This is a genomic window from Bradyrhizobium sp. AUGA SZCCT0160 (genome assembly GCF_018130105.1).
Classification (GTDB): Bacteria; Pseudomonadota; Alphaproteobacteria; order Rhizobiales; family Xanthobacteraceae; genus Bradyrhizobium.
In genome coordinates, this window is sequence record NZ_JAFCMD010000010.1 from 148,999 (window position 1) to 174,161 (window position 25,163).

22 protein-coding genes are annotated in these 25,163 nt (G+C 63.4%); 8 read left to right on the top strand and 14 right to left on the bottom strand.

What is annotated here, in order from left to right; all coding sequences use genetic code 11:
- The first annotated feature begins 211 nt into the window (after nucleotides 1–211).
- From JQ558_RS18110 to poxB, 5 genes are all read left to right on the top strand, one after another.
- Complete coding sequence (locus tag JQ558_RS18110; RefSeq protein ID WP_212207957.1) at nucleotides 212–865, top strand: tetratricopeptide repeat protein; 654 nt, start codon at nucleotides 212–214, stop codon at nucleotides 863–865.
- 30 nt (nucleotides 866–895) lie between these two features.
- On the top strand, nucleotides 896–1,444 hold the full coding sequence (locus tag JQ558_RS18115) for a hypothetical protein (RefSeq protein WP_212272513.1): 549 nt from the start codon (nucleotides 896–898) through the stop codon (nucleotides 1,442–1,444).
- Between the two features lie 146 nt (nucleotides 1,445–1,590).
- Nucleotides 1,591–2,976, top strand: a complete 1,386-nt coding sequence (gene der / locus JQ558_RS18120) for a ribosome biogenesis GTPase Der (RefSeq protein ID WP_212272510.1) — start codon at nucleotides 1,591–1,593, stop codon at nucleotides 2,974–2,976.
- Between the two features lie 29 nt (nucleotides 2,977–3,005).
- Nucleotides 3,006–4,223, top strand: coding sequence for a TCR/Tet family MFS transporter (locus JQ558_RS18125; RefSeq protein WP_212208036.1), 1,218 nt, complete (start codon nucleotides 3,006–3,008; stop codon nucleotides 4,221–4,223).
- 109 nt (nucleotides 4,224–4,332) lie between these two features.
- On the top strand, nucleotides 4,333–6,069 hold the full coding sequence (gene poxB / locus JQ558_RS18130) for a ubiquinone-dependent pyruvate dehydrogenase (protein WP_212294447.1): 1,737 nt from the start codon (nucleotides 4,333–4,335) through the stop codon (nucleotides 6,067–6,069).
- 168 nt (nucleotides 6,070–6,237) lie between these two features.
- Here poxB and JQ558_RS18135 read toward each other — a convergent pair whose 3' ends face one another.
- The 13 genes from JQ558_RS18135 to JQ558_RS18195 all read right to left on the bottom strand — a co-directional run bounded on the left by JQ558_RS18135 (nucleotide 6,238) and on the right by JQ558_RS18195 (nucleotide 19,928).
- Nucleotides 6,238–7,464, bottom strand: coding sequence for an ABC transporter substrate-binding protein (locus JQ558_RS18135; RefSeq protein WP_212207961.1), 1,227 nt, complete (start codon nucleotides 7,462–7,464; stop codon nucleotides 6,238–6,240).
- Between the two features lie 103 nt (nucleotides 7,465–7,567).
- Nucleotides 7,568–8,644, bottom strand: coding sequence for a hypothetical protein (locus JQ558_RS18140; RefSeq protein WP_409410538.1), 1,077 nt, complete (start codon nucleotides 8,642–8,644; stop codon nucleotides 7,568–7,570).
- Nucleotides 8,645–8,905: 261 nt separating this feature from the next.
- Nucleotides 8,906–9,646, bottom strand: a complete 741-nt coding sequence (locus JQ558_RS18145; protein WP_212294449.1) for an SDR family NAD(P)-dependent oxidoreductase — start codon at nucleotides 9,644–9,646, stop codon at nucleotides 8,906–8,908.
- Between the two features lie 171 nt (nucleotides 9,647–9,817).
- Nucleotides 9,818–11,326, bottom strand: coding sequence for an amidophosphoribosyltransferase (gene purF / locus JQ558_RS18150; protein ID WP_212208037.1), 1,509 nt, complete (start codon nucleotides 11,324–11,326; stop codon nucleotides 9,818–9,820).
- Nucleotides 11,327–11,356: 30 nt separating this feature from the next.
- Entirely contained in the window at nucleotides 11,357–11,986 is a 630-nt protein-coding gene (locus tag JQ558_RS18155; RefSeq protein WP_192740670.1) for a CvpA family protein, read from the bottom strand.
- A 168-nt stretch (nucleotides 11,987–12,154) separates the two neighbouring features.
- Nucleotides 12,155–13,630: a DNA repair protein RadA gene (gene radA, locus JQ558_RS18160; protein ID WP_212207964.1), complete on the bottom strand. Its 1,476-nt coding sequence runs from the start codon at nucleotides 13,628–13,630 to the stop codon at nucleotides 12,155–12,157.
- An 84-nt stretch (nucleotides 13,631–13,714) separates the two neighbouring features.
- Entirely contained in the window at nucleotides 13,715–14,860 is a 1,146-nt protein-coding gene (locus tag JQ558_RS18165) for a threonine synthase (RefSeq protein WP_212294450.1), read from the bottom strand.
- Between the two features lie 61 nt (nucleotides 14,861–14,921).
- Nucleotides 14,922–16,346 (bottom strand): adenylate/guanylate cyclase domain-containing protein, encoded by a 1,425-nt coding sequence (locus JQ558_RS18170; protein WP_212294451.1) that lies wholly within the window; start codon nucleotides 16,344–16,346, stop codon nucleotides 14,922–14,924.
- 120 nt (nucleotides 16,347–16,466) lie between these two features.
- Entirely contained in the window at nucleotides 16,467–16,871 is a 405-nt protein-coding gene (locus tag JQ558_RS18175) for a hypothetical protein (RefSeq protein ID WP_212272497.1), read from the bottom strand.
- 71 nt (nucleotides 16,872–16,942) lie between these two features.
- The gene (locus JQ558_RS18180) at nucleotides 16,943–17,827 is read right to left on the bottom strand and encodes a prohibitin family protein (protein WP_212207968.1); all 885 of its coding nucleotides are present in this window, start codon (nucleotides 17,825–17,827) and stop codon (nucleotides 16,943–16,945) included.
- Between the two features lie 132 nt (nucleotides 17,828–17,959).
- On the bottom strand, nucleotides 17,960–18,685 hold the full coding sequence (locus JQ558_RS18185; protein ID WP_212207969.1) for a sulfite exporter TauE/SafE family protein: 726 nt from the start codon (nucleotides 18,683–18,685) through the stop codon (nucleotides 17,960–17,962).
- A 90-nt stretch (nucleotides 18,686–18,775) separates the two neighbouring features.
- Nucleotides 18,776–19,627 carry an alpha/beta fold hydrolase gene (locus JQ558_RS18190; RefSeq protein ID WP_212207970.1) on the bottom strand — a complete coding sequence of 284 codons (852 nt, stop codon included), beginning with the start codon at nucleotides 19,625–19,627 and terminating at the stop codon, nucleotides 18,776–18,778.
- 79 nt (nucleotides 19,628–19,706) lie between these two features.
- Nucleotides 19,707–19,928, bottom strand: a complete 222-nt coding sequence (locus tag JQ558_RS18195) for a hypothetical protein (protein WP_212207971.1) — start codon at nucleotides 19,926–19,928, stop codon at nucleotides 19,707–19,709.
- A 232-nt stretch (nucleotides 19,929–20,160) separates the two neighbouring features.
- Here JQ558_RS18195 and JQ558_RS18200 point away from each other — a divergent pair, with 232 nt between their 5' ends.
- Complete coding sequence (locus JQ558_RS18200) at nucleotides 20,161–20,529, top strand: GFA family protein (protein ID WP_212294452.1); 369 nt, start codon at nucleotides 20,161–20,163, stop codon at nucleotides 20,527–20,529.
- A 27-nt stretch (nucleotides 20,530–20,556) separates the two neighbouring features.
- Here the strand turns inward: JQ558_RS18200 and JQ558_RS18205 are convergent, their stop codons facing one another.
- A complete protein-coding gene (locus tag JQ558_RS18205) occupies nucleotides 20,557–21,285 on the bottom strand; it encodes an adenylate/guanylate cyclase domain-containing protein (RefSeq protein WP_212294488.1) in 729 nt (242 codons plus the stop codon).
- Nucleotides 21,286–21,555: 270 nt separating this feature from the next.
- On the opposite strand from JQ558_RS18205, the gene JQ558_RS18210 reads away from it, so the two are divergent.
- Together JQ558_RS18210 and JQ558_RS18215 are read left to right on the top strand one after the other, a co-directional pair.
- Complete coding sequence (locus tag JQ558_RS18210; RefSeq protein WP_212272493.1) at nucleotides 21,556–22,005, top strand: cupin domain-containing protein; 450 nt, start codon at nucleotides 21,556–21,558, stop codon at nucleotides 22,003–22,005.
- Between the two features lie 660 nt (nucleotides 22,006–22,665).
- The gene (locus JQ558_RS18215) at nucleotides 22,666–24,930 is read left to right on the top strand and encodes a fused MFS/spermidine synthase (protein ID WP_212294453.1); all 2,265 of its coding nucleotides are present in this window, start codon (nucleotides 22,666–22,668) and stop codon (nucleotides 24,928–24,930) included.
- The last annotated feature ends 233 nt before the right edge of the window (nucleotides 24,931–25,163 follow it).

Genomic DNA, 25,163 nt, shown 5'->3' on the forward strand with positions numbered 1-25,163 from the left:
CGCCAAGCTTTGAACCGCGAAGTCAATATTCCCGGACGCTCGCGGCGTGGGACAACTCGCTTCCGGGCGCTCCCTCTAGCGTTAACGCTTTGATCCGGCTCGCTTTGCCTTGCCACCGCCATATCGTTAGGGTATCGCCGCCGCCATGCGGGGATCGGGCGCAGGGCGCCGCCGCGCGTCCAGCGGCTCACCGGGGATGGGATAGCCTTAAGTGTCTGAATTATTTAATGAAGTCGACGAGGAGGTCCGTCGCGATCAGCTCAAGAAGCTGTGGGACCGATATTCTCTCTTTATCATTGCAGGAGCGCTGCTGCTCATCGCCTCCGTGGGTGGCTGGCGTGGCTACCAATATCTGGAAGCCAAGAAGGCGGTTGAGGCCGGTGCGGCCTTCGACAAGGCGGCGGAGCTATCGGAAGCCAACAAGCACGCAGAGGCCGAGGCGGCGTTTGCCGAGCTGGCGGCGAAGGCGCCGGCGGGATACCGCGTGCTGGCGCGCCTGCGCACGGCCGCGGAGGTCGCAAGCCGCGACCAGCAGGCTGCTGCCAAGATGTTCGACGAGATTGCCGCCGACCGCAGCGTCGGCGTAGCGGAACAGGATCTGGCCCGGATTCGCGCCGCCCAGTTGCTGCTGGAGACCACCTCCTATCCCGACATGAAGTCTCGCCTGGAGGCGGCAGCCGGACCGGCTGCTACCTTTCGCCATACCGCGCGCGAATTGCTGGCGCTGTCGGCCTGGCGCGCCAACGACGCGACAGCGACACGGCAATGGCTGGACGTGATTGCCAATGACGGCGGCACGCCACCGAGCCTGCGCTCGCGCGCCGAAGCGCTGGAGGCGTTGCTTCCGCCTGTCGCAAAGAGCTGAGCCGGCCAACGAGTTAAACGAGAACCGAGCATGCGCCGTCCGCACCGTCTGATCGCAGCCACCATCCTCATCGCGTTTTCCAGCGCGCTGGCAGGCTGTAGCAGCATGGGCAATTTCGATCCGAGCGACATGCTCGACTTCCTCGACACCAAAAAGAAGCTGCCCGGTGAACGCAAGCCGGTTTTCCCCGACGGTGTGCCCGGCCTCGAGCAGGGCGTGCCGAAGGATCTCTACAAAGGCGCGCGCCAGCAGCAGATCGAAGATCCGAATGCCCAGGCCGCGGTCGCACCGCCGCCGCAGGAGTCGCAATCCAGGGGATCCGCGAAATCCAGAGGCAAGCAGGCACCCGTTGCAGCGGCGCCCGCGACCGAGCCCGCCGCCGCAGACCCCGATGCCGCGCCGGTGGACGAGGGCGGCACCAATGCAGCCCCGCCGGCGCCGAAACCGAAGAAGATCGTGCGCAAGCGCACCACCGCGCCGCCACCCGACCAGCCGGCCCAGGCGGCGCCCGCGCAGTCCACCCAGCAATCGGCCGCTCCGTTCCCGGCGCCGATGCCGAGCGGCAGCTTCACGCGTTAATGGCGTAGCGTTTTCGCGGCTAGTGGACGCCGGTTCGCGTAAAGCAAACGCGTCAAAACAAAATCAGAGCGCGGTTCCGACGAAAACCATGCTCTATCGTTTCGTTCGATGGACACGTCCTTCAAGAAGGGCGTTTGGATTTATTTATGCCCTTTACGATTGCCATCATCGGCCGACCCAATGTCGGAAAGTCGACGCTGTTCAACCGGCTGGTCGGGCAGAAGCTCGCGCTGGTCGACGACGAACCCGGAGTCACCCGCGACCGCCGCGAGGGCAACGGGCGCCTTGGCGACCTCGAATTCACCGTGATCGATACCGCCGGGCTCGATGAAGGCGCCAGGGGCTCGCTCACCGCGCGGATGCAGGAACAGACCGAAACCGCGATTGCGCTCGCCGACGCGCTGATGTTCGTGATCGACGCCCGCGCCGGGCTGACGCCGAATGATCGCGCCTTTGCCGATTTCGCCCGCCGCGCCAACAAGCCGGTGGTGCTGGTCGCCAACAAGAGCGAGGGCAGGCACGGCGAGGTCGGCGCGATGGAAGCCTACGCGCTCGGGCTCGGCGACCCCGTGCAGATTTCCGCCGAACATGGCGAAGGCCTCAGCGATCTCTACGATTCGCTGCGCGTGCTGATGCCCGATCCCACCGAGGAGGGGGAGGAGTTCGACGATGACGACATCATCGAATCCGACGAGGATCTCGCCAAGCGTCCGATTCGCGTCGCGATCGTCGGCCGTCCCAACGCCGGCAAATCGACGCTGATCAATCATCTGCTCGGCGAGGAGCGGCTGCTGACCAGCGCCGAAGCCGGCACCACCCGCGACTCCATCTCCGTCGAGGTGACCTGGCAGGGGCGCGACTTCCGGGTGTTCGATACCGCCGGCTTGCGGCGGCGGGCGCGGATCGACGAGAAACTGGAGAAGCTTTCGGTGGCGGACGCACTGCGCGCGGTGCGCTTTGCCGAAGTCGTTGTCATGATGATGGACGCGCAGAACCGGTTCGAGGAACAGGATCTGCGCATCGCGGACCTGATCGAGCGCGAGGGGCGCGCGGTCGTGCTGGCCGTCAATAAATGGGATTTGATGGAGAAGAAAGGCAGCCTCATTTCGGGGCTGCGCACCGATGCCGATCACTTGCTGCCGCAGATCAAGGGCGCGCCGGTTGTTGCGGTGTCGGGCCTGATGGGCGAGGGCATCGACCGGCTGATGACCGCGATCGAGCAAGCCTATGCGGTCTGGAACAAGCGCGTGCCGACGGCAGCCCTCAATCGCTGGTTCGAACAGGCGGTCGACGCCAATCCACCGCCCTCGGTGTCGGGCCGCCGGCTGAAGCTGAATTACATCACGCAAGCCAAGGCGCGGCCGCCGAGTTTCATCCTGTTCTGCTCGCGCGCCGACGCGGTGCCGACGTCTTATTTGCGCTATCTCACCAACAGCATGCGTGAGGCCTTCGATCTGCCGGGCACGCCGATCCGTATTATGCTGCGCGAGAAGGCCAACCCGTTCGCCCACAAGCGCAAGCGGCCGTCGTGAACGAGGCGGCCTCGGAACGCGTGGCCGAGATGCCGCCGGTGCGCAGCGGCGCCGCCATCTTCATTTTCGTTACCATCCTGCTCGACATGTTCGCGCTCGGCCTGATCCTGCCGATCTTGCCCAAGCTGGTCGAAAGCTTCGTCGACAATGATACCGCGACCGCCGCGCGGATCTTTGGACTGTTCGGCACCGCCTGGGCGGTGATGCAGTTCATCTTCTCGCCGATCCTCGGCGCCTTGTCCGACCGGTTCGGCCGCCGGCCCGTGGTGCTGTTGTCCAATTTTGGACTAGCGCTGGACTACGTCCTGATGGCGCTGGCGCCGTCGCTGCTGTGGCTGTTTATCGGCCGCGTCATCTCGGGCATCACCTCGGCCAGTATCTCGACGGCTTTTGCCTACATCGCCGACGTGACGCCGCCGGAACGGCGCGCTGCCGTGTTCGGCAAGATCGGCGCGGCGTTCGGTGCCGGATTTATTCTCGGCCCCGCCGTCGGCGGCCTGCTCGGTGATATGGATCCGCGGCTGCCGTTCTGGGTCGCGGCGGGCCTCAGTTTTGCCAACACGCTTTACGGCTGGCTGATCCTGCCGGAGTCGCTGCCGCCGGAACGGCGCGCACCGTTCCAATGGAAAAGCGCCAACCCGCTCGGCGCGCTGCATCTCTTGCGTTCCAACCGGGTTCTCGCAGGTCTGTCGCTGGCGAATTTCTTTGGCCAGGTCGCGCATGTCGTGCTGCCCTCGACCTTCGTGCTCTATGCGACCTATCGCTACGGTTGGGACACCAAGACCGTCGGCCTGACGCTGGCGCTGGTCGGTGTCTGCGCCATGGTGGTGCAGGGCGCGGGCGTCGGACCGATCGTCGCGCGCCTCGGCGAGCGCCGCGCGCTGCTACTCGGGCTCGGCTGCGGTGCGCTGGGTTTCCTGATCTATGGGGCCGCGCCGACCGGCCCGCTGTTCTGGGTCGGCATTCCCGTGATGGCGTTGTGGGGCATCGCCGGAGCCGCGGTCCAGTCGCTGACCACGCAACTGGTCGCGCCCGATCAGCAAGGCCAGTTGCAGGGCGCTACCAACAGCGTCAACAGCGTTGCCCAGATGGTCGGACCGTTTCTGTTCACGCTGATCTTTGCCTATTTCATCAGCGATTCTGCGCCGGTGAAAATGCCGGGCGCGCCGTTCCTCCTGGCTGCTGCGCTATTGGCGCTGGCGCTGTTGGTGGCGTGGCGGACCATGGCTGGAAAACCAGCCACTTGAAGCCGCGGAGTTCCACGGACTTCACGGTAGCCTGAATTGTTCAGGCCCGGCCGGCCCGCTACATCTGATGGCTGAAGTTCCGAAGCTCCCCCAACAGAGCGAGGCCACCATGCCGATCGACACCGTCGCTGACCTCATCGCGGAAACGCTCATCCAGGCCGGCGTGAAGCGGATATTCGGCGTGGTCGGGGACAGCCTGAACGGCTTGACCGAGGCACTGCGCAAACGCGAGGTGATCGACTGGGTTCACGTTCGACATGAGGAAGTCGCCGCCTTCGCGGCCTCGGCTGAAGCGCAAATCACCGGCGGGCTCGCGGTATGCGCGGGATCGTGCGGGCCGGGCAATCTTCACCTCATCAACGGCCTGTTCGATGCGCATCGCAGCCGCACGCCGGTACTGGCCATCGCCGCCCAGGTTCCGTCCGCGGAAATCGGCGGCGGATACTTTCAGGAGACCCATCCGCAGGACTTGTTCCGCGAATGCAGTCATTATTGCGAACTCGTTTCCGATACGGCGCAGCTTCCTTACGTGCTGGAAAATGCGATCCGCGCCGCGGTCGGCCGGCGTGGCGTGGCCGTGCTGGTGATCCCCGGCGATATCGCGCTGCGACCAGCGCCCAGCCGTGGCATTTCACCGAATGCCGGGCTGTTGCCGAAAGCCCCCGTGGTTCGGCCGGATGAGACGGAATTGGCGGCGCTGGCGGAGCTTCTGAACGGTGCCAAACGTGTGACGTTGTTCTGCGGCCGCGGCTGCGCGGGCGCCCATCCCAGCCTGATGCGGCTGGCGGACAAGCTCAAGAGCCCGATGGTGCACGCACTCGGCGGCAAGGAACACGTCGAATTCGACAATCCCTACGATGTCGGCATGACCGGCTTCATCGGTTTCTCTTCCGGCTACGCCGCCATGCACGCCTGCGATGTGTTGCTGATGCTGGGGACCGATTTCCCCTACAAGCAGTTTTTACCCACCGGAGCGAAGATCGCGCAGGTCGACATCCGCCCCGAAAATCTCGGCCGCCGCTGCAAGCTCGATCTCGGTCTTGTCGGCGATGTCGCCGTCACGATCGAGGCGCTGCTGCCGCGCCTGACGGCGAAGGATGATCGCCGTCATCTCGACGACAGTGCTGCCCACTATAAGAAAGCCCGCGCCGGCCTCGACGAACTGGCGCGCGGGACGCCCGGGCACAAGCCGATCCACCCGCAATATCTGGCGCGCCTGCTCAGCGAGGCGGCTTCCGACGACGCTGTGTTCACGGCCGATGTCGGCACGCCGACGATCTGGGCGGCGCGCTATCTCGTCATGAACGGACGCCGTCGTCTGCTGGGATCCTGGGTCCACGGCTCGATGGCCAACGCGATGGCGCATGCGATCGGCGCCCAGGCGTCGCAGCCGGGGCGGCAGGTGGTGTCGATGTCCGGCGATGGCGGATTCGCGATGCTGTTGGGTGATCTGATCACGCTGCGGCAGATGAAGCTGCCGGTGAAAATCGTGATCTTCAACAACGGCGTGCTGGGATTTGTTGCGCTGGAAATGAAGGCGTCCGGCTTTATCGAAACCGGCGTCGATCTGGAAAACCCTGACTTCGCGGCGATGGCCCGGGCCATGGGCATTCACGCGCGGCGGGTCGAGGATCCCGGCGATCTGCCGCAGGCGATCCGCGAAATACTGGCCCATGACGGACCGGCGGTGCTCGACGTCGTCACCGCGCGGCAGGAATTGTCGATGCCGCCCACGATCACCGCGGAACAGGTCAAGGGCTTCAGCCTGTGGGTGCTGCGGGCCGTGATGAGCGGACGGGGCGACGAGGTTTTGGACCTCGCCAAGACCAACCTGCTGCCGCGTTGATGGTGCGGATGAAAGCGTTTTTGTCTACGTCGTCCCGGCCTTGAGCCGGGACCCATACCGCTTTGTGCTATCGGCTAAAACAAGGTGGCCGACACCTGCTACAATTACAGCCGCTGCGGCGTATGGGTCCCGGCTTTCGCCGGGACGACGATCGAGTTTGTTGTCTGACTATTTCTTCACCAGCGGACAGTCGCTTGCCTCGAGCGGCTTGGCGGCGTCTTCCGGGGCGATCGTGGCGATCTGCTTGTAATAGTCCCACGGACCCTTCGACTCTTCCGGCTTCTTCACTTCGAACAGATAGGCCGGAATGAGACGGCGGCCGTCGGCGCGCAGCGGGCCCTTGCCGAACAGGGGATCGTCGGTCGGCAGTTCCTTCATCTTGGCGATCACCTTGGCGCCGTCACGCGGATTGCCGCCGAGCGCTTCCATCGCCTTGAGATAATGCAGCACCATGGCGTAATTGCCGGCCTGCGTCATCGACGGCATCGCATTCTTGCTCGCCAATGCGGCAAACCGCTTCGAGAAGGCGCGGGTCTGGTCGTTCAGGTCCCAGTAAAAGGATTCCGTGAAGGTCAGGCCTTGCGCCGTCTTCAATCCCAGCGAATGCACGTCGTTGATGAACAGCAGCAGCGCGGCGATCTTCTGGCCGCCCGCGACGATGCCGAATTCGGAAGCCTGCTTGATCGCGTTGGTGGTATCGCCGCCGGCATTGGCGAGGCCCACGACCTTGGCCTTGGAAGCCTGCGCCTGCAGCAGGAACGAGGAGAAATCCGAGGTGTTGATCGGGTGCTTGACACCGCCGAGCACCTTGCCGCCATTGGCGGTGACAACAGCGGACGTATCGCGCTCCAGCGCGTGGCCGAAGGCATAATCGGCGGTCAGGAAGTACCAGGTGTCACCGCCGGATTTGGTGAGCGCCTTGCCGGTGCCGTTGGCCAGCATGTAGGTGTCATAGGTGAAGGAGATCGTGTTCGGTGTGCAGGCCTTGCCGGTGAGATCGGCCGTCGCGGCGCCCGAATTGAGCAGCGCGATGTTCTTCTCCTTGACAAGGTTGCTGACGGCGAGAGCCACGCCGGAGTTCGGCGTATCGGCGATCGCATCGACTTTGTCGTTGTCGATCCACTGCCTGGCGATGTTGACGCCGACGTCGGGCTTGTTCTGGTGATCGCCACTGACGACGTCGATCTTCCAGCCTTTCTTGAGCAGCCCGGAATCCTCGATCGCCATCTTGACCGCGACCACCGAATTGGGGCCGCCGATATCGGCGTAAAGGCTCGACATGTCGTTCAACACGCCGATCTTGACGGTCTTGTCCTGGGCGTAGGCGGGCGCGGCAAGGCTGACGCCGGCAACGGTGATCAACGCGGCAAGGCGCCGCGCGCGAAGTGCAGTCATGTATTTCCTCCATCTATGGTCGCCGGGCGGCCTTCTTTGGGAGGTCCAACCCGGCATATGACTGAGATGGTGGTAGTGGTTCCGGAAGCTCCCGGCAATCCACCTATCGTAGCGCGTCCGATGTCAGCTTGAATTTCTGGATGCGCTTTCCGGTGTCGACTTCGGCGGTATAGACGTTGCCCTTGGAATCGACCGCCATGGCGTGAATCCAGTGGAACTGCCCGGCATTGCGGCCGCTGCGTCCAAAACTCCCGACCACGGTACCGTCGTCGCGCTTCAGCACCCGAATTTCGTTGTTTTCGCCATCAGCGCTCAACAAATAGGTCTGTTTCGGATCGGGCCAAACGGCGATGTCCCACACCGCGCCATTGCCGAGCGTGTTCTTCTCGAAGAACCACTCCTTCACGAAAGTTCCGTCCTTCTTGAACACCTGGATGCGGTTGTTGATGCGGTCGCAGACATAAACCATCCCGTCGGTGGTGAGCTTCACGCAATGCACGGGATTGGCGAATTGCTGGGCAGGCGGCGCCTTGGGATCGTAGGGCGGCTGCTTGTCGTCGTTCGGCGGCTTGCCATAGGCGCCCCAGTGCCGCTTGTAGGCGCCTGATGTGGCGTCGAACACGATGACGCGGCGGTTGCCGTAGCCGTCGGCGATGTAGATCTCGTTGGCATCCTTGTCGACCGCGGTCTCGGCGGGCTTGCCGAGCTGCGTGGTGTCATTAGAACCCTTGCTCGGCGCGATCTTGCCGATCTGAATCACGAACTTGCCGTCGAGGGTGAATTTGAGAACCGCGTTGTCATTGTCGGCGTTGCCGCCGACCCAGACAAAACCTTTTTCGTCGACTTCGATGCCGTGTTCGCGGCCGACCCATTCATAGCCTTCGCCCGCACCACCCCAGGAGCGCAGCAGATTGCCCTCGGCGTCGAACTCCAGCACCGGCGGCGCCGAGACGCAGCACTTTGAACGCGGCGGCGTCAGCGCTGCGCCTTTCTCGTCGTCGGTCAGCGAGCGCGGACGATGGATGACCCAGATGTGGTCCTTCGAGTCGACGGCGATGCCGCCGACCTGGCCGAGGATCCAGTTGTTCGGCAGCGGCTTTGGCCAGGACGCATCGACGGCGAAGGTCGGAATGTCGCCGGCGAGCGCGGGAAGCGGCATCGCGGTGACTGACATCAGCATGGCGGCGGTGACACCGGCGAGAATGGTTTTGCTGAGATGTTGGATGGCCGGTATCGAGCGCGCGCGATGCATCGCCATGATGCTTCCTCCCCTGATATTCTTGGCGGGTTGCTCCCGCTTGCGCGGGCAGTCAATCGTGGGGGAAGGGAGGAGTCAACGGTATGACACCCACCGTCATTGCGAGCGCAGCGAAGCAATCCATGGTGCCCCGCAAAGTAAGAATCGATTGCTTCGCTTCGCTCGCAATGACGTGGAGAGAACTCAAGCAGGCGCGCGAAAGTCCATCAGCGTGCGGGTCTTGTAATCATAGAGCTTGCCGGTCTCGGTCCACTCCGGCGCGCACATCGGCACGATGAATTCCGCGGCCTGCTCCGGCGTGTCCAGTGTCGCGGGGTCTTCGCCGGGGAATACGGTGGCGCGCATCTTGGTGCGGATCGGGCCGGGGCTGAAAAGGTTGACGCGGAGCGACGTGCTCGCGGTCTCCTGCGCCCAGGCGCGCGCCAGCGCTTCGAGGGCGGCCTTCGAGGCGGCGTACGGGCCGACATAAGCGCTGGCCTTGTTGGCGGCGCCTGATGTGACGAACACGGCGCGGCCGGCATCGGACTGCCTCAGCAGTGGTTCCATGCAGCGGATCAATTGAAAGTTCGCGGTGACGTTGACCGCCATCACGTCGTTCCATGGCTTCAGTTCGATATGGCCGAGCGGCGAGGAGGGGCCGGCGACGCCGGCATTGCCGACGAGAATGTCAATCTTGCCGTGACGCTCGTGCAGTGCCGCGCCGAGGCGGGCGATGCCGTCGGAGTCGGTGAGGTTCAGCGGCACCAGCGTGGCGCTGCCGCCGTCCTTGCGGATCTCGTCGTCGAGCTCTTCCAGCCCGCCTTGCGTGCGCGCCACCGCCACGACATGCGCGCCGGCCTTGGCAAGCGCGCGCGCGGTGGCATAGCCGATGCCGCGCGAGGCGCCGGTGACGAGTGCGATACGGGAGGCGAGGGGAGATGTCATGGAAGTGGCTCTATCATCGTCGTCCCTGCGAACGCAGGGACCCATACGCCGTGACGGTTATGATGCGAAAGGTGGTTGTGTCTAGAGGCGTCCGTAAAACGACGGCCGGTGGCTATGGGGCCCGGCCTTCGCCGGGACGACAAACCAATGGGGTCTACTAACTCGGGTCTACTAACTCGCCTCCGCCAGCAACGACAATTGCCGGGGCGACGGCTCGGTTTCGGTCTGGTCGGTGAGGTGGGTCGGGTAGGCGCCCGTAAAGCAGTGGTCCGAGAATTTTGGGTTGGCGGGATCGCGGCCGGGTTCACCCATCGCGCGGTACATGCCGTCGATCGACAGGAACGCCAGTGAATCGGCGCCGATGATCTCGCGCATCTCCTCAAGGGAATGCGTGGCGGCCAGAAGTCCGCCGCGGTCCGGCAGGTCGATGCCGTAATAGTCGGGGTAGAGGATCGGCGGCGAGGCGAGGCGGAAATGCACTTCGCGGGCGCCGGCGTCGCGCATCATGCGCACGATCTTCTTCGAGGTGGTGCCGCGCACCAGCGAGTCGTCGATCAGGATGATGCGCTTGCCCTCGATCGCGGCGCGGTTGGCCGAATGCTTCATGCGCACGCCAAGCTCGCGCACGCTCTGGGTCGGCTGAATGAAGGTGCGGCCGACATAGTGGTTTCTGATGATGCCGAGTTCGAACGGCACGCCGGAATGCTGGGCGTAACCGATCGCGGCGGGCACGCCGGAATCCGGCACCGGCACCACGACATCGACCTCGACTTGGCTTTCGCGCGCGAGCTGTGCGCCGAAGGCTTTTCGAACTTCATAGACCGAACGGCCGCCGACGATGGAATCCGGCCGGGAGAAATAGATGTATTCGAAGATGCAGGGCCGCGGCGGTTTTGGCGGAAACGGCTTGTGGCTGTGCGCGCCCTTGTCGTCGAACACGACGATTTCGCCGGGTTCGATGTCGCGGACATATTTGGCGCCGATCATGTCGAGCGCGCAGGTCTCCGAGGTCAGGATCGGGTGACCGTCGAGGTCGCCGAGTACCAGGGGACGGATGCCGAGCGGATCACGCGCGCCGATCAGTTTCTTGTTGGTCAAGGCCGTCAGCGAATAGGCACCCTCGATCGTGCGCAGCGCCTCGATAAACCGGTCGATGAAGCGGGTGCGCTTCGACTGTGCGACGAGATGCAGGATCACTTCGGTGTCGGTGGTCGACTGCATCATGGCGCCGTGGAGCACGAGTTCGCGGCGCAGCGTCAGACCGTTGGTGAGGTTGCCGTTATGGCCGACCGCGAAACCGCCGGCATTGAGCTCGGCGAACAGCGGCTGCACGTTGCGCAGGATGGTGGCGCCGGTGGTGGCATAGCGGACATGGCCGACGGCGGCATTGCCGGGCAGACGCTCGATCACCTCGCGGCGGGAGAAGGTATCACCGACAAGACCGAGCCGGCGTTCGCTGTGAAAGCGGCTGCCGTCGAAGGAGACGATGCCGGCGGCTTCCTGGCCGCGGTGTTGAAGGGCGTGTAGTCCGAGCGCGGTGATGGCGGCGGCCTCGGGGTGGCCGAAGATGCCGAACACGCCGCATTCCTCGCGTAGCGTGTCGCCTTCGAGATCGTCCTGCAAATCGATCGGACCGGAGTTTCGGTCAAGTTGCTCGGCGGGATCGGAAGGGTTTTGCATCGCGTCCATCGCCTCTCTTTTGGCCAAGAGTTACTTGCTCGCAGGTTTCTCGATCAGCTTTTTAAGGCCGTCGCGGGCAGGTTTGCTGTAGCCATCACCGGACGCCGGGGCTGCCGGCTCGGCGTCAGTTGAATCGTCGTCGGGTTTATTCTTCTTGAATCTCTTTAAGATGGTGTTCTCAGGGTCGTCCGGCAAGAGCGCCATTAACCAATCTCCGGTTCCCTGCAGCACCATCCGGGACTTCGCCCCGGTGATCCAGTCGGGCCGCTGCTTGTCCGGAACCAGCCAGCTGAAGAACAGGAAGGCGACGACCACGATCAGCAGGCCGCGGGCGAGACCGAACAGGAACCCGAGCGTGCGATCCAGCGCGCCGATTCGGGAATCCAGGATCATGTCAGAAATTCGCACTGTAATGATCGACACCACGACCAGCGTCGCGATGAAGGTGCCGGCCACCACCACGACGGCCGCCACCGTGTCGTTATTGAAATAAGTTTTGGCGGTCGGCAGCAGTTTCGAGAAAGCATACAGCGTGACCAGGGCCGCCGCGCCCCAGGCCGCGATCGACAGAATCTCGCGCATGAAGCCGCGCACCATGGCGAGCAGCCCCGAAATCAGCATCACACCAAGCAGGACGAGATCGAGTATCGTTATCGGCATCGGCTGGTCAGGTCCGCTCGTAAATTCCTAAAGTTCTGCGAATCGGCGTGTCGGTGAAAGTTCTAGGTGACGGTCATATGGCGTGTCCCGCAAGGCCGGATATCACGCCATCCCACGCGCCTTTCGCGCGCGTTGTATAGCGGCGAGGGCGGGTGACGTCACGCCGCTTTAGCCGTTCTCGCGACGGAATCGCGCCGGTGTGGCATTTTTCTCCGCTGGGCCCTCGCGATTGGCCTCCCGGTTACCCTCTCGATTGGCTCTGGGCGTGCCTCGCGCGGCAATTTCAGCGACTAGGCTGGTCAATCCGCCAACGCTGTTCAGCACCAGACCCGCGTCGCCGCCGGCCTCGCCACGCGCCGATTCGGGCAGTATTGCGCGGCCAAAGCCGAGTTTTGCCGCCTCCTTCAGCCGCGCCGAGGTTTGCGCCACCGGCCGGACGGCGCCAGACAGCGAAATCTCGCCGAAATAGACCGCATCCGTCGGCAGCGGCGCGTTGACCAGCGACGAGACGAGGGCGGCGGCGGCCGCGACGTCGGCCGCGGGCTCCTGGATCCGCAGGCCGCCGGCCACGTTCAGATAGACGTCGTAGCCGGACAGTTTGACCCCGCAATGGGCCTCCAGCACCGCCAGCACCATCGAGAGCCGGCTCGGGTCCCAGCCGACCACAGCGCGCCGGGGCGTGCCGAGGGTGGTCGGCGCCACCAGCGCCTGCAATTCCACCAGCACCGGGCGGGTGCCCTCGATGCCGGCGAACACAGCGGTGCCGGGACTGCCGAGGTCGCGCTCCGACAGGAACAATTCGGAGGGATTGGAAACCTCGCGCAGGCCGAGGCCGGTCATCTCGAACACGCCGATTTCATCGGTCGGGCCGAAGCGGTTCTTCGCCGCGCGCAAGATGCGGAATTGCTGCGAGCCTTCGCCCTCGAACGACAGCACCGCATCGACCATGTGCTCGACCACGCGGGGGCCGGCGATCTGGCCGTCCTTGGTCACGTGCCCGACCAGGATGATCGTGGCCCCGGATTTCTTGGCAAACCTGATCAGCGCCTGCGCCGAGGCGCGGACCTGCGTGACCGTCCCGGGGGCTGATTCGACCGTATCGGTCCACATGGTCTGGATCGAATCGATCACGATCAGGCGTGGCACCGCGCCCTCGGACAGCGTCGAGACGATGTCTTCGACGGAAGTCTCGGCCGCGAGCTGCACCGGCGCGTCGGCAAGGCCGAGCCGTTCGGCACGCAGCCGCACCTGGGCGACGGCTTCTTCGCCTGAAATGTAGACCGCGCGATGCCCCGCACGCGCCATCATGCTGGTGGCCTGCGTCAGCAGCGTCGATTTGCCGATGCCGGGATCGCCGCCGACCAGCAGCACCGAGCCGCGGACGAAGCCGCCGCCGGTGACGCGATCGAGTTCGACCATGCCGGAGGAGAGTCGGGGCGCGTCCTGGCTCTTGCCGGTGAGCGATTCCAGCGCAAAAGTTCTCCCCCTGCGTTTGGAGCGGATCGAGACCGGCATCGAGGTCGCGCCCGTCGTGTCTTCCTCGGACAGCGTGTTCCACTCGCCGCAGGCCTCGCACTTGCCCTGCCAGCGATTAAACGCCGCGCCGCAGTTCTGGCAGACAAAGGAGAGGGTGGATTTGGCCATGAAGTTCCGGTGAGGCGCTCGTTCTTATTTTGTTCTATAGCGGTTCCAGAGCCAAGTCAAAGGCTGGGAGGGCCCAAGTCGGAATCAAAACAGCTCGGCAATCGTGGACGCCGTCTTGATGCCGGTGCCTGAAATCAACAGCACCGTGTTTTCGCGCTCCTTGATGACGCCTCGCGCCGTAAGCTTTGCGAACGCCGCTGCGACGCTGGCCGATGTCGGCTCCACGAACAGGCCGAGCCGCGCGAGCCTCTTCAAGGCCGTGACGATCTCGTCCTCGGAAACGGCCACCGATTCCCCGCCGCTGTCTTTCAAGGCGTGGATCATTTCCTTGAGCCGCAGCGGATGTGCGATCGCGGTGCCTTCCGCGATCGTCTTGTGGACGGCGCGATCGATCGGCGTGTCGACGCCGGCCTGGAAGCTGGCGTCCAGCGGCGAGCAATTGAGCGGTTGCGCGGCAAACAGTTTTGGCAGTTTGCTGATCTGGCCGGCGGCAAGCATTTCGGAGAAGCCGATGTGGCAGCCGAGCAGGTTGCTGCCCGCGCCGACCGGGATGATGATGTTGTCGGGCGCCGTGAAGTTGAAGTCCTCCCAGATCTCATAGGCGACCAACTTGGTCCCCTGCAGGAAGAACGGCTGCCAGTTGTGGCTCGAGTAGAAAATCTCGCTGGACTGGCGGATCGCCTCGGCTTGCGACTCTTCGCGCGGCCCTTCGACAAGCTGCACCTCGGCGCCATAGGCGCGCACCTGCGCGACCTTGGCCGGTGACGTATAGGCCGGCGCCAGTATCTTCACCCGCATGCCGCCGGCCGCGCCATAGGCCGCAACCGACGCGCCGCCATTACCAGATGAGTCTTCCAGCACCGCATCGATGCCGAGCTGCCGGACATAGGACAGCATGACCGTGGTGCCGCGGTCCTTGAAGCTGCAGGTCGGGTTGAACCATTCCAGCTTGAAGAACGGCCGGAAGCCGTCCCATTCCTTTTGCACCAGCGGGGTGCAGCCTTCGCCGAGCGAAATCGGTTTTGCAATCTCGACCGGCAGCGAGGCCCGATAGCGCCACAGCGATCGCGTGCCGCGATCGATCTCGTCTCTGGTGATGCCGGGCTGCGGGCTGATCAGCAGCGGCTTTTGCCCGTCGCCGCACCAGCGCGGCACATCCAGGGAAAAGCGCTCGCCGCTGAGCGGTTCGACGTAGAAGGAGTCACTTGGATTTTGTTTGGATCGGGGCATTGGATCAGCCATACGCGGGTTCAATTCTGTTGTGGCCTATGCGCCCTGACACGGTGCGAGGTCAACCTCGAACCGTGCCCTTAGCTTCGACTTCGTAATCCCGCGTCCAAATCCCGACTGGTTGCTCGAGACCGCGAACGGTCCGGGGTGGCTTTCTGACAAGGTGCAAGAAGTCGGCATCCGAGCTGCCGGTCTCTGCCCGCGCGCGCTGCACCAGTTCGTCGCTGGCGACCAGGGCGCAGCCGTATTCGCGGGTCAGCGCTTCAAGGCGGCTGGCGGCGTTCACTGCCGTGCCGATGACGGCAAATTCGAGCCGGTTCAATCCGATATCGCCGAGCACGACCTGACCGTAATGCAATCCGATGCTCACCCGAATCGGCGGTTCGTCGCGGGCTTTTCGTTCGCGGTTGAGCTCGGCGATCGATCCGATCATGGCCTGCGCGCAGCGCAGCGCGTTGCCGGCGTCGGACTCGCTGGTGAAGGGCGTGCCGAACGTCGCCATCAGTCCGTCGCCGAGATATTTGTCCAACGTGCCGGCGTGCCGGAATACGTCCCGTTCCATCCGCTCGTGGAACTGGCGCAGCGTGCCGATCACTTCCATCGGGCTGCGGCCGTCGGCATAGGCGGTGAAATCAACGATGTCGGCGAACAGCACCGCGACATTCTGCGTTCGCACCTGTTTGAGCGGATCGTCGTTTTTCGACAGCTGTTCGACGACATTGGGAGAGAAATAGCGCGCCAAATTGGTGCGTTCGCGTTCGATGCCTGCGTGGCTGATCAAGAGGGCATTCGAGCGGCGCGCCGCCAGCGCCAGCGTCATGGCGACGATTAGGAACACGGTGATCTGCTGGAACCTTGCGCCAAAGCCGATTGAGGAGGGGTCGATGATATCGAACAGCCTGACGTCGGCGCCGACGGCGGCCCGCACCCGTTCCGACAGCGCGGCGTGGGTTTGCGGCTGCAGGTAGACCCAGCCGACGCCGATTGCCCACAGCGCGGAAGTCCAGAACCCCATCGCCACAACGGTGCGCCATGAATAGGCCAGCGTCGCGGTCGCCAGGAAAACAAAGAAGTAAATGAAGCTGTCGAACCGGTACTGCATCGCAAGTGGCCAATCGACCGTGCTCCAGGGATTGGGTACGACGGTCAGGAAGGTCATCAGCAGCAGGTCGCAAAATATCAGAATAAGCTCCTGCCACGACCGCTCGGCCTTGCCGACCTTGAGCTGCGCCCATCCGATCAGGGCAAACAGGCCGAGCATCAGGACGTAATAGAGAACTTCCCATTCCGGATTGATGATCGGCAGGGTGGCGGCCGTCACCGCCAGCGCGACCCAGCGAGCCCGAACGGCGAGCAGCAAGCCCTCGCGCTTGCTGTCGGTAAGCGCGGCCTCCGCGAATTTCAGGGTGTCTTGCTGAACGTCGGTTTTCCCCGCCACCCGGTTGCCGGGATCGGTGATAGCAGCCACATCAGCTATTGCGCTCAAGACATCGCCCTCAAGGCCGAATTGATCGGATCATGCACTATGCCATTATACCGGGCATTGTTGGCGTCAGCATGATGTCATCGGAGCGCATTTTTCAAATGCGGTTCGCGATGCCCGGGCTCAACGGCTGCTAGGGGCCTTGCAGCGCAGATACGGCTTGCCGTCGATCTTGATGGTGCCGTTCGGGCCGGGCGCGAGCTTGACGGTCGCTTTCCGTGGCTCGACGCCCTTGTTGAAATAATCCCAGAATTCAAAACAGGTGACCGAGAGATTGATGCCGTCTCCGACCACGGTCTTGCGGTCGATCCGGCAGTGATTTTCATATTGGTCGACCATCGGCGCGGGCTTGCCGCCGATCGGCTTGCTCATGTCGATGAGCGTCTTGCTGTCCGGGCCTTCCTTGTTGCGGCAGTCCTTCGCCGTCTTGGCCCAGAGCCCGTCAAAATTACTTTCTGCGGCGTGCGAGGCCGGCGCGGCGAGGGCGGCAGCGAGCGCGACGCCCGCCATGGTGATGACATTTCGCATGGGACCTTCCTGAGACGATGATCCCTGAGATCGCGATCCCAGGCATCACCGCTTCCGGATGTTTTCGAAGATTATTTGACCGAGACGAACGGCACCGCGGAGCCGGGTACCATGGTGGTCGGCAGCACGCCGTTCCAGCGCTCGGCCTGCACCAGGGTCACGAGGTTCGGGTTGGTGCCGAGCGCCTTGGCGCGGGCTTCGATCGCGGCGGCTTCGGCTTCGCCGGTCAGCTTGATGTTGGTGGCGCGGGCTTCGCCGTTCAGCCGCAGCGCGTCGGCGGAGGCCTGCGCTTCGGCGCGGACGGCGTTGGCCTTGGCGTTGGCTTGCGTGACTGTGATCTGAGCCTGAACCTTCTCGCGCTCGGCGTTCTGCTGCAGCTTCTGCACCTCGACCTCGGCCAGCATGCGCTGTTCGATCGAATGCAGATAGGTCGAGCTGAACTCGATGTTCTCGAGCTGCACGCTCTCGACGATGATCATCGGATCATCCTTGAGCGAAGCGGTAATGGCGTCCCGGATCGCGTTGTTGAGGGCGCCGCGCTCCTGAATGGCTTTCACCGCGGTATAGCGGCCGAACACGATCTTGACCTGCTGGTTGACGGCAGGGCTGACCACCTGATTGACCGCTGCCTGCAGCCGGCCGAATTTGGCGTAGAGATCCGTTACTTTTTCCGGCGATGCCCGCAACGTGACACTGATCTTGAGATCGGCGGGCTGCTGGTCGTAGGAATAGGAATTCATCTTGTCCCAGGAGAAGGTCGTGGTCTTGACGCTCACCTTCTCGACGCTGTCGATCAGCGGGATCTTGAAGCCGAGGCCCGGCTGTGCGGTACCGATAACAGCGCCATAGCGCAGCAGCACGCCGCGCTCGGTCTGATCGACGGTGTACCAGCTTCCGGCTGCAATGAGGCCGATGACAATGACGGCCGCGACGGCGCCGATAATGCCCCTGTTCATTTCAAAATCTCCTGTGGCTGAAAATCACTGTTCAAGCCACGCAACGTCTAAGGCCTCACCCGGAATTGGATGTGATGCACGTCACTTCGTCTCCTGGACCGCGAGGTTGGTTCACGTCGGAAGGAACGGATTTCAGGCTGATAGAGCCGACCAAAGCAGGGAAAGCCCGGCCACCAGCATGATGCCGTCCATCAGCAGGCGAAACATCTGGGGTTGAAGGTGCAGCACGAAGCGCTTGGCGATGAAGGCCCCGAACATCAGGGAGGAGCCCGCGATCAGGCCCTTCAGCGCAACATCCGGCGTCAGTGCGCCGAAGCGTTCGAAGGTGACTGATTTGCTCAAGTAAAGCCCGAGCGAGCTTGCGGCCTCGGTGGCGAGGAACGCGCCCTTGTTCAGCCCGTAAAACAGAAACAGCGGTACGCTGAGCGGCCCGGTCGACACCACAATGCCGGTGAGATAGCCGATAACAGCGCCACCGACGGCGAGATGCCAGAGGCGCGCTTTAAGCTGGTGGCGGTCAAGCCAATGCCGCACCGGCACCATCGCGATCAGAAACAGCCCGATCGCGATATCGACGGCGTGCGACGGCAAGGCCAGCAGCGTCCGTGCGCCGAGTGCCGCAGCCGGAATTCCGGTGACCGAGTAGGCGAGGCAGGCGCGCCAGTCGACCTCACGCCACCAGGCCAGGATACGCGACAGGTTCGCCATCACGGCGGCGACCGCCATGATCGGCACGGCCTCCTTTGGCCCGTATTGATAGACCAGAACCGGCATCAGCATGATCGAGGAACCGGTGCCCACGATGCCGCTGATGGTGCCGGCGAGAAGCCCGACGGTGAGGACGAAGAGGAAACCCAAGCTCTGCTGTCTCCGCGATTCGTGGCGGCGGGAACAGCAAGCCTAGCAATTTTTGGATCACACCGGCAGCGGATCCGGACGGAAGCGGTTTCAGCGCGGCACGGACGCCGTCACCATCGCAAACGGATCGTTCGGGGAATCCTCGGGCTTGATCAGTCCCGGTTTCAACGAGCCGTCGTCATCGAGGAATTTGTGGACCAGCGCCTGAATCGTTGACTTGACGCGGTCGGAACCGCGATCGCTCAGTTCGTTGTGCTGAAACGCCGTGTTCACCACGGTGATACCGGCCTTCCGGCACATCTCGTCATCCGGGATGACGCCCGGGTCGGGTTTGAAATGCGGATCGGTGGATCGGAATGACAGGATCTTGATGTTGCCGTCGGTAATGAACGGCACCCGCAGATTGTCCAACGTCACCACTTTCTTGACCAGTTCGGGACGCCGGCTGGCGAAGTACATCGAGATATCGCCGCCATTGGAATGACCGACCAGGGTCAGGCGTCGGTAATCCGCATTCGGATACGCCTTCTTCATTTCCTCGATCGCGAACATGATGTTGAAAATGCCGCGATTATATTGCGGCCGGCGGCCGACATACTCCTCGCCGATCCTGGTCACCATCGGTTCGTCGGTTTCGATGTCGTGCTGGATGCTGCCGACCAGATAGCCCCGGGCGGCAAAGGTGTTGGCGAGGAACGAGTACTCCGTGTGCTTGACGGTGTTGCCGTGGCTGATGATCACGACCGGCAGTTCGATCATTTCGGCGGCTGCCTGCATGGCCCGGTCGCGCCGCACCGCGACGTCGACGGCAACCCGCCGGCTGTCGCGCAGGATGTCGTGCGACATCAGCGTCTCGTGGCGAATAAGCCATTTGCTGGCGGTGAAGTAGGCGACGATCGCCAGCGTGCAAAGTGAGAGAACGATCGCAACGCGGCGTTTCATTTTCTTCCCCCTCGATCGCCTGGCCGGTGAGGCCGACCGTCGCTTGCAATGCAATCACCGGACCCAGGCGTCGTCCGACTCAAGCGGCCTTGTTCGGAAGCCGCTCGGCGGTTGAAATCAGTTTCTGAAAGGCGGACGCCTTCAATCGTTCCAGGTCGCGCTCGCCGACAGCCGCCAGGGCCAAAAGATGTTCGGCAACCTCGAGGGCCGAGTGCGACTTCCGCTGACGGAAGCGGTTGTCCTTGATGACCTCGTCGAGCGCGCGCCGAAGCGTTGCGATGGTGGCGGGTTCGTAGCTCATGCCGGAGCTTTAGGCGGCCTCCTTGACAGCCACATGACCGCGGCTTGAAGGCCTGCGGATAACCAAGCCGCGCCAACGCCGTCGCCATTGGTTCGTCCGAAGGTTGCGGCGAGGTCCCGGCGCGGCCCATGACATTCGCGTGAAGGGGGTTGCCGGATGCTGACAGCATGCTGGCAGCAGGTACCGGTTATGAACGCTGCCGCCGTGTCGGAATATTCGAAAGGAACAGATGATGCCGATCAAGGGAAGCTGCCATTGCGGCCAGACGCAATTCGAGGTGGACGAGATGCCGGCCGACGTGACCCGCTGCACCTGTTCGCTATGTTCGAAGCGCGGCGCACTATGGGCCTATTACACGCCGGCGCAATTTCGCCTGACTTCGCCGCCGGAAAACGTCTCCACTTACCAGTGGGGCAGCCGAACCATCAAACAGCATTTCAGCGCCAATTGCGGCTGCGGGACCTATGGGGAATCGCCTGATTGGTCGACCGGCAAGCCGGACTTTGAAAATCCCAAGGTTGGCGTCAATGCCCGGCTGTTCGACGACGTCGATCTCGACGCCGTGCCGGTGACGGTTATCGACGGCAAGAACCTCTGGTGAGCAAGGAGCTCTGGAAGAGAGGCAGGGCTATGCCGCGTAAAGCTCGATCGGGGCATCGAATCCCTTGAGCTGGAAGGTCTTCGAATGACTGTCCTGCAAATCCGGCCGGGCGCGCTGATAGACCTCCTGCGTCACGAGAATCTGGTCGGCTTTGGCGACCGACTGCGCGCGGGAGGCGGTGTTGACGACGTTGCCGATGGCGGTGAGGTCGCGATGCGACCGGCCGAACTCGCCAAAACTGAGTTCGCCGGCGTGAATGCCGATACCAATCCCAAGGTCGCCGGCGTTCAGGCCGAGCGCGGCCGCAAGACCGTCGCGCCGTTCGCGCCAGTTGTTCTGAATATCGCGCGCCGCAAGCAGGGCATTGCGGACATGGTCGTCGCGCCGCAACGGAAAATTGAACACGGCCATGACGGCGTCGCCGATCGTCTTGTTGAGGAGGCCCTCATGCGCCCAGATCGCGCCCGCACATTCATCGTAGAACGCGTCGAGCAGGCCCGAGACGGCCTCCGGTGATTTCGACTGGGACAGGCTGGTATAGCCGCGCAGATCGGCAAACATCACGGTTGCGTCGATGGTGATCTTGCGCGCTCGCATCACCTTCGTGAACATCAGCTCGCAGATCGTGCAGGTGTTGGGGTTCATTCGGCTCGGGCGAACGCCAAATGCCCGGAACGGCACCGAGATGATCCCGCGGAGCGGCACGGGCATGTGCATCTGCTCCCAGCAGCCCTTGCAGAAACGCGAATGTTGCAGCGCCGCCATCGTTCACCATGCGTCGCAGGAGTGGCAGGTCTGTTGATCCTACAATTGGGGGCGGACACCAGCAAGGCAGGATGCGGGTTTCCTGCGTGCCGCACCCGGCTGGCGGTTGCGGGCAAAGCTGGCAGAGCGTTTTCCAGCGAAGTGGGCAACCGGTTCGCGTCAAGAAAACGCGTCAAATCGAGAATTTAGAGCCCCGTTCCGATTTCATCGGAACGGAAAAGGCTCTAGGATCATCTCAAATCAACAAGACGGAGGATCGCCATGGACGCCGTTGCGCCGAAAGGCCCAGAGACCGCAGACACGCATTCGCATCTCGTTCGGCCGGCCGACATGGAGTGGCAGAAGACCCGTTTCCCCGGTTGCGAAGCCAAGACGCTGCTGTTCGATCGCAAGACCGGCCTCATGACCGCGCTGATGCGGTTTCAACCCGGCGCGGTGCTGCCCGACCACGAGCATGTCAACATCGAGCAGACCTACGTGCTCGAAGGCAGCCTGGTCGACAAGGAGGGGCCGGCAAAGGGCATCGAATGCAAGGCCGGCGAATACATCTGGCGCGAGCAGGGCAGCCGTCACGTCGCCTGGTGCCCAGAGGGCGGGCTGATGCTCGCGATCTTCCAGGTCCCGAACAAGTTCTTCGAGGCCGACGGCCGTGTCGTCGACGCCGCGGGCGAGGACTGGGACCAGATCTGGGGTCACACGAAAAAGGGCTGACGCAGAACTTAGAACCTGATCGAAAGAGCAGCCCGCATTTTCGGACCCTTCCTACCTGCTACCTGTCTGAAAGAGATTCTTTATTTCGTCATGGCCGGGCATAGCCGTCTGTAGGACGGCGTCGCTTCCGCTCGCCTATGCCCGGCCACCCACGTCTTTCTTGCTTGATGGAAGGCAAGACGTGGATGCCCGGCACCCGTCTCCGCCAAGGCTCCGACGAGGCCACGAATGGTCGGCTCGCCGAAGCTTTAGCGGAGGCGGCAAGGCCGGGCACGACGATGTGCCGTACATGGCGTTGTTTTATTGATCGCATTTTGAGTCAGACACTCAGGGTCCGGCGGCGCGAAATCGTTTCAGCTCTTGCAGCATCTTGCGTGCAGCGGCCAAAAGGGCCTCAATCCGCTTGCGCTCGGCAGTTGCGACCTTTGTGAAGAGGCCGTGCTTGCGCGCGTTCTCGGAGCCCCCACGCCGACGATCACCGGCTACTTTGCATGGGGTTGTTTTCGATATTTTAGTTGGGAGCGAGGGTTCCGCCGCGGCGTCCGTCAAGGCGGCCTTTACCATGGCGCAGGTTAGCGATTCCCGGCTACCGGGTTAAGACTTTGCTCAGGACTGATTGGCTACCGTGCAACCACAAATTGCCGGTGTGCCAGGGGGACTATGTCGCTTTTCAATGCTTCCGATCGGATTGCGCCCGACTGCGATCGGCAGGCGATGGTGGTCCGGCTGACGCCGCTGCTGTATGTCGCGACGCTGTTCGTCTCGGCGCTGCTGTTGTTCTCGATCCAGCCGATGTTCGCCAAGATGGTGTTGCCGAAACTCGGCGGCGCTCCCGCGGTGTGGTCGGTGGCGATGGTGTTTTTCCAGACCGTGCTGCTCAGCGGCTATGCCTACGCGCATCTGCTGAACCACGTGCTTGCGCCGCGTTGGGCTGCAATGTTCCACCTTGCGCTGCTCGGCGCAACCGCGACGATGCTGCCGATCGCGATCGCCCCTGGATGGGGTGTTCCGCCATCGGATGGGACGGCGCTCTGGCTGTTCGGCCTGTTCGCGGTCTCGATCGGCCTGCCATTCTTCACGCTGTCGGCCAGCGCGCCGCTGCTGCAAAGCTGGTTCGCAGGCAGCGGGCACAGCCGGGCCGGCAATCCCTACGTTCTCTACGCCGCGTCCAACCTCGGTTCGTTCGCGGCACTGTTCGCCTATCCCGTTGTCATCGAACCGTTTCTCACGTTGAAGACGCAGGCGGCGGCGTGGTCGATCGGATTTGCGCTGCTCGCCATGCTCCTGAGCCTGGTCGCGGTATTGACGTCGCGCGCGAAGCCTGTCGCCGCAAAGGTCGAGGTTTCCGACGATATCGGCGCCAGTACCGGCGAACGGATGCGGTGGATCGCTCTCGCCGCCGTGCCATCGGGGCTCGTCATCGCGGTCACTGCCTATCTGACGACCGATATCGCCGCCGCACCATTCCTGTGGGTGGTGCCGCTTGCGATCTACCTGCTGACTTTCGTCGCCGTGTTCCGCGAGCGGCCATGGATCGCCCACGCCAATGTGGTGCGCTTCGTTCCGTTCGCGGTGGCGCCGCTCGCGGTCAGCCTGATCGGCGGTGAGAAGGTGTTCTGGCTGACGACCATCGCCCTCAACCTCGTCGTCTTCGCGCTGCTGACGCTGATGTGCCACGGCGAACTTTACGCGCGGCGGCCGAGCCCGCGGCGGTTGACGGAGTTCTATCTCTGCACGTCCCTTGGCGGGGTGATCGGTGGCGCCTTTGCGGGGCTCGTCGCGCCGCAGATCTTCAATGGCAATTACGAATATCCGATCCTGATCGCGCTCGCGCTGTTGTGCACGCCTGGCATTTTTACCGGCGGCGTCCGCAAGGTGCTGACCGGAGCGTTGCCATGGCTTGCGATCAGCGGAGCGCTGGCGCTGGTCTGGTACGTCACGCGCTATCAGCCGCCGGCAACATTTGAACTGGCTTTCCAGGTTCTGCTGGCGCTGCTGGCAGCGGCGATGCTGTTTCAGCGGCAACGGCCGATGCGCTTCGTCGGGCTCGTGGTCCTGAGTTTTGCGGTGACCGCCCTGTGGCGGCCCGGCATTGCGCCGATCGAAACCGCGCGCAGTTTCTTCGGCGTCCACAAGGTCGCGGAGATCAACGGCGGCAGTGCCCGCTTGCTCTACCACGGCACCACCATTCACGGCGCGCAGCGGTTGCGCAACGATGATGGCACGCCGGTCACCGGCCCGCTCTTGCCGCAGACCTATTACTATCCGGGCGGTCCGTACGCACAAGCCATTGACGCTGCCCGTGCCGCGCGGGGCAGCCTCGACCATGTGGCCGTCGTGGGCCTCGGTACCGGCACGCTGGCCTGTCATCGCAAGGGCAGGGAGCGCTGGACCTTCTTCGAGATCGATCCCGAAGTGATCCGGATCGCGCGCGATCCGCGTCGCTTCGAGTTCCTGTCGAAATGCGCCCCCGATGCGCCGATTGTCGCCGGCGACGCGCGCCTGACGCTGGAGGCATCAACCGACCGCTATGATCTGATCGTGCTCGATGCATTCTCGTCGGATGCGATTCCGGTGCATCTGCTGACGCGCGAAGCGGTTGCGGGTTATCTTTCAAAGCTCACGCCGCATGGTGTGATCGTGGTGCATATCTCCAACCGGTACTTCGATCTCGCGCCCGTTGTGGGTAACGTCGCGCACTCCCTTGGGCTTGTCGCCTATCTGCGGGAAGATACCAGCGCCGGCGATCTGCTGACCACGATGAAAGCCAATGCACGCCTCGTCGTCCTGGCGCGCGATGCGGCCGCCACCGGCAGCATTGCCGAAAGCTGGACGCCGTTGCAGCCGGACCGGTCGAGCGCGCTGTGGACCGACGATTACTCCAATATTCTCGGCGTCATGCTGCACAAGAAATTCGGCGGGTAGACTAGTCCTCTTATCCAACCAGCGCGGCTGATCTGACAATTTGCGTTCACGATGTTAGATCGGACATCGCCATTGCGAGTGCCGAGTTCTAAAAATGACTCAAAGCGGACTTGGGGGCGCTGGGCGTGCGTCGGCCCAGCTCCGCTCCTTGAACACCAGCGCCAGCGAAAACATGAAGCGACAGGAGTTCGGCGACTCCGAGAAAGCCCTCCTCTCGCAAACCGTCAAAATCA

Excerpts from the sequence above, each read along its gene's own strand:
- JQ558_RS18115 (WP_212272513.1), top strand. The coding sequence starts at position 896 with ATGCGCCGTCCGCACCGTCTGATCGCAGCCACCATCCTCATCGCGTTT.
- der (WP_212272510.1), top strand. The coding sequence starts at position 1,591 with ATGCCCTTTACGATTGCCATCATCGGCCGACCCAATGTCGGAAAGTCG.
- JQ558_RS18125 (WP_212208036.1), top strand. The coding sequence starts at position 3,006 with ATGCCGCCGGTGCGCAGCGGCGCCGCCATCTTCATTTTCGTTACCATC.
- poxB (WP_212294447.1), top strand. The coding sequence starts at position 4,333 with ATGCCGATCGACACCGTCGCTGACCTCATCGCGGAAACGCTCATCCAG.
- JQ558_RS18135 (WP_212207961.1), bottom strand. The coding sequence starts at position 7,464 with ATGACTGCACTTCGCGCGCGGCGCCTTGCCGCGTTGATCACCGTTGCC.
- JQ558_RS18140 (WP_409410538.1), bottom strand. The coding sequence starts at position 8,644 with ATGCTGATGTCAGTCACCGCGATGCCGCTTCCCGCGCTCGCCGGCGAC.
- JQ558_RS18145 (WP_212294449.1), bottom strand. The coding sequence starts at position 9,646 with ATGACATCTCCCCTCGCCTCCCGTATCGCACTCGTCACCGGCGCCTCG.
- purF (WP_212208037.1), bottom strand. The coding sequence starts at position 11,326 with ATGCAAAACCCTTCCGATCCCGCCGAGCAACTTGACCGAAACTCCGGT.
- JQ558_RS18155 (WP_192740670.1), bottom strand. The coding sequence starts at position 11,986 with ATGCCGATAACGATACTCGATCTCGTCCTGCTTGGTGTGATGCTGATT.
- radA (WP_212207964.1), bottom strand. The coding sequence starts at position 13,630 with ATGGCCAAATCCACCCTCTCCTTTGTCTGCCAGAACTGCGGCGCGGCG.
- JQ558_RS18165 (WP_212294450.1), bottom strand. The coding sequence starts at position 14,860 with ATGCCCCGATCCAAACAAAATCCAAGTGACTCCTTCTACGTCGAACCG.
- JQ558_RS18175 (WP_212272497.1), bottom strand. The coding sequence starts at position 16,871 with ATGCGAAATGTCATCACCATGGCGGGCGTCGCGCTCGCTGCCGCCCTC.
- JQ558_RS18180 (WP_212207968.1), bottom strand. The coding sequence starts at position 17,827 with ATGAACAGGGGCATTATCGGCGCCGTCGCGGCCGTCATTGTCATCGGC.
- JQ558_RS18190 (WP_212207970.1), bottom strand. The coding sequence starts at position 19,627 with ATGAAACGCCGCGTTGCGATCGTTCTCTCACTTTGCACGCTGGCGATC.
- JQ558_RS18195 (WP_212207971.1), bottom strand. The coding sequence starts at position 19,928 with ATGAGCTACGAACCCGCCACCATCGCAACGCTTCGGCGCGCGCTCGAC.
- JQ558_RS18200 (WP_212294452.1), top strand. The coding sequence starts at position 20,161 with ATGCCGATCAAGGGAAGCTGCCATTGCGGCCAGACGCAATTCGAGGTG.
- JQ558_RS18210 (WP_212272493.1), top strand. The coding sequence starts at position 21,556 with ATGGACGCCGTTGCGCCGAAAGGCCCAGAGACCGCAGACACGCATTCG.
- JQ558_RS18215 (WP_212294453.1), top strand. The coding sequence starts at position 22,666 with ATGTCGCTTTTCAATGCTTCCGATCGGATTGCGCCCGACTGCGATCGG.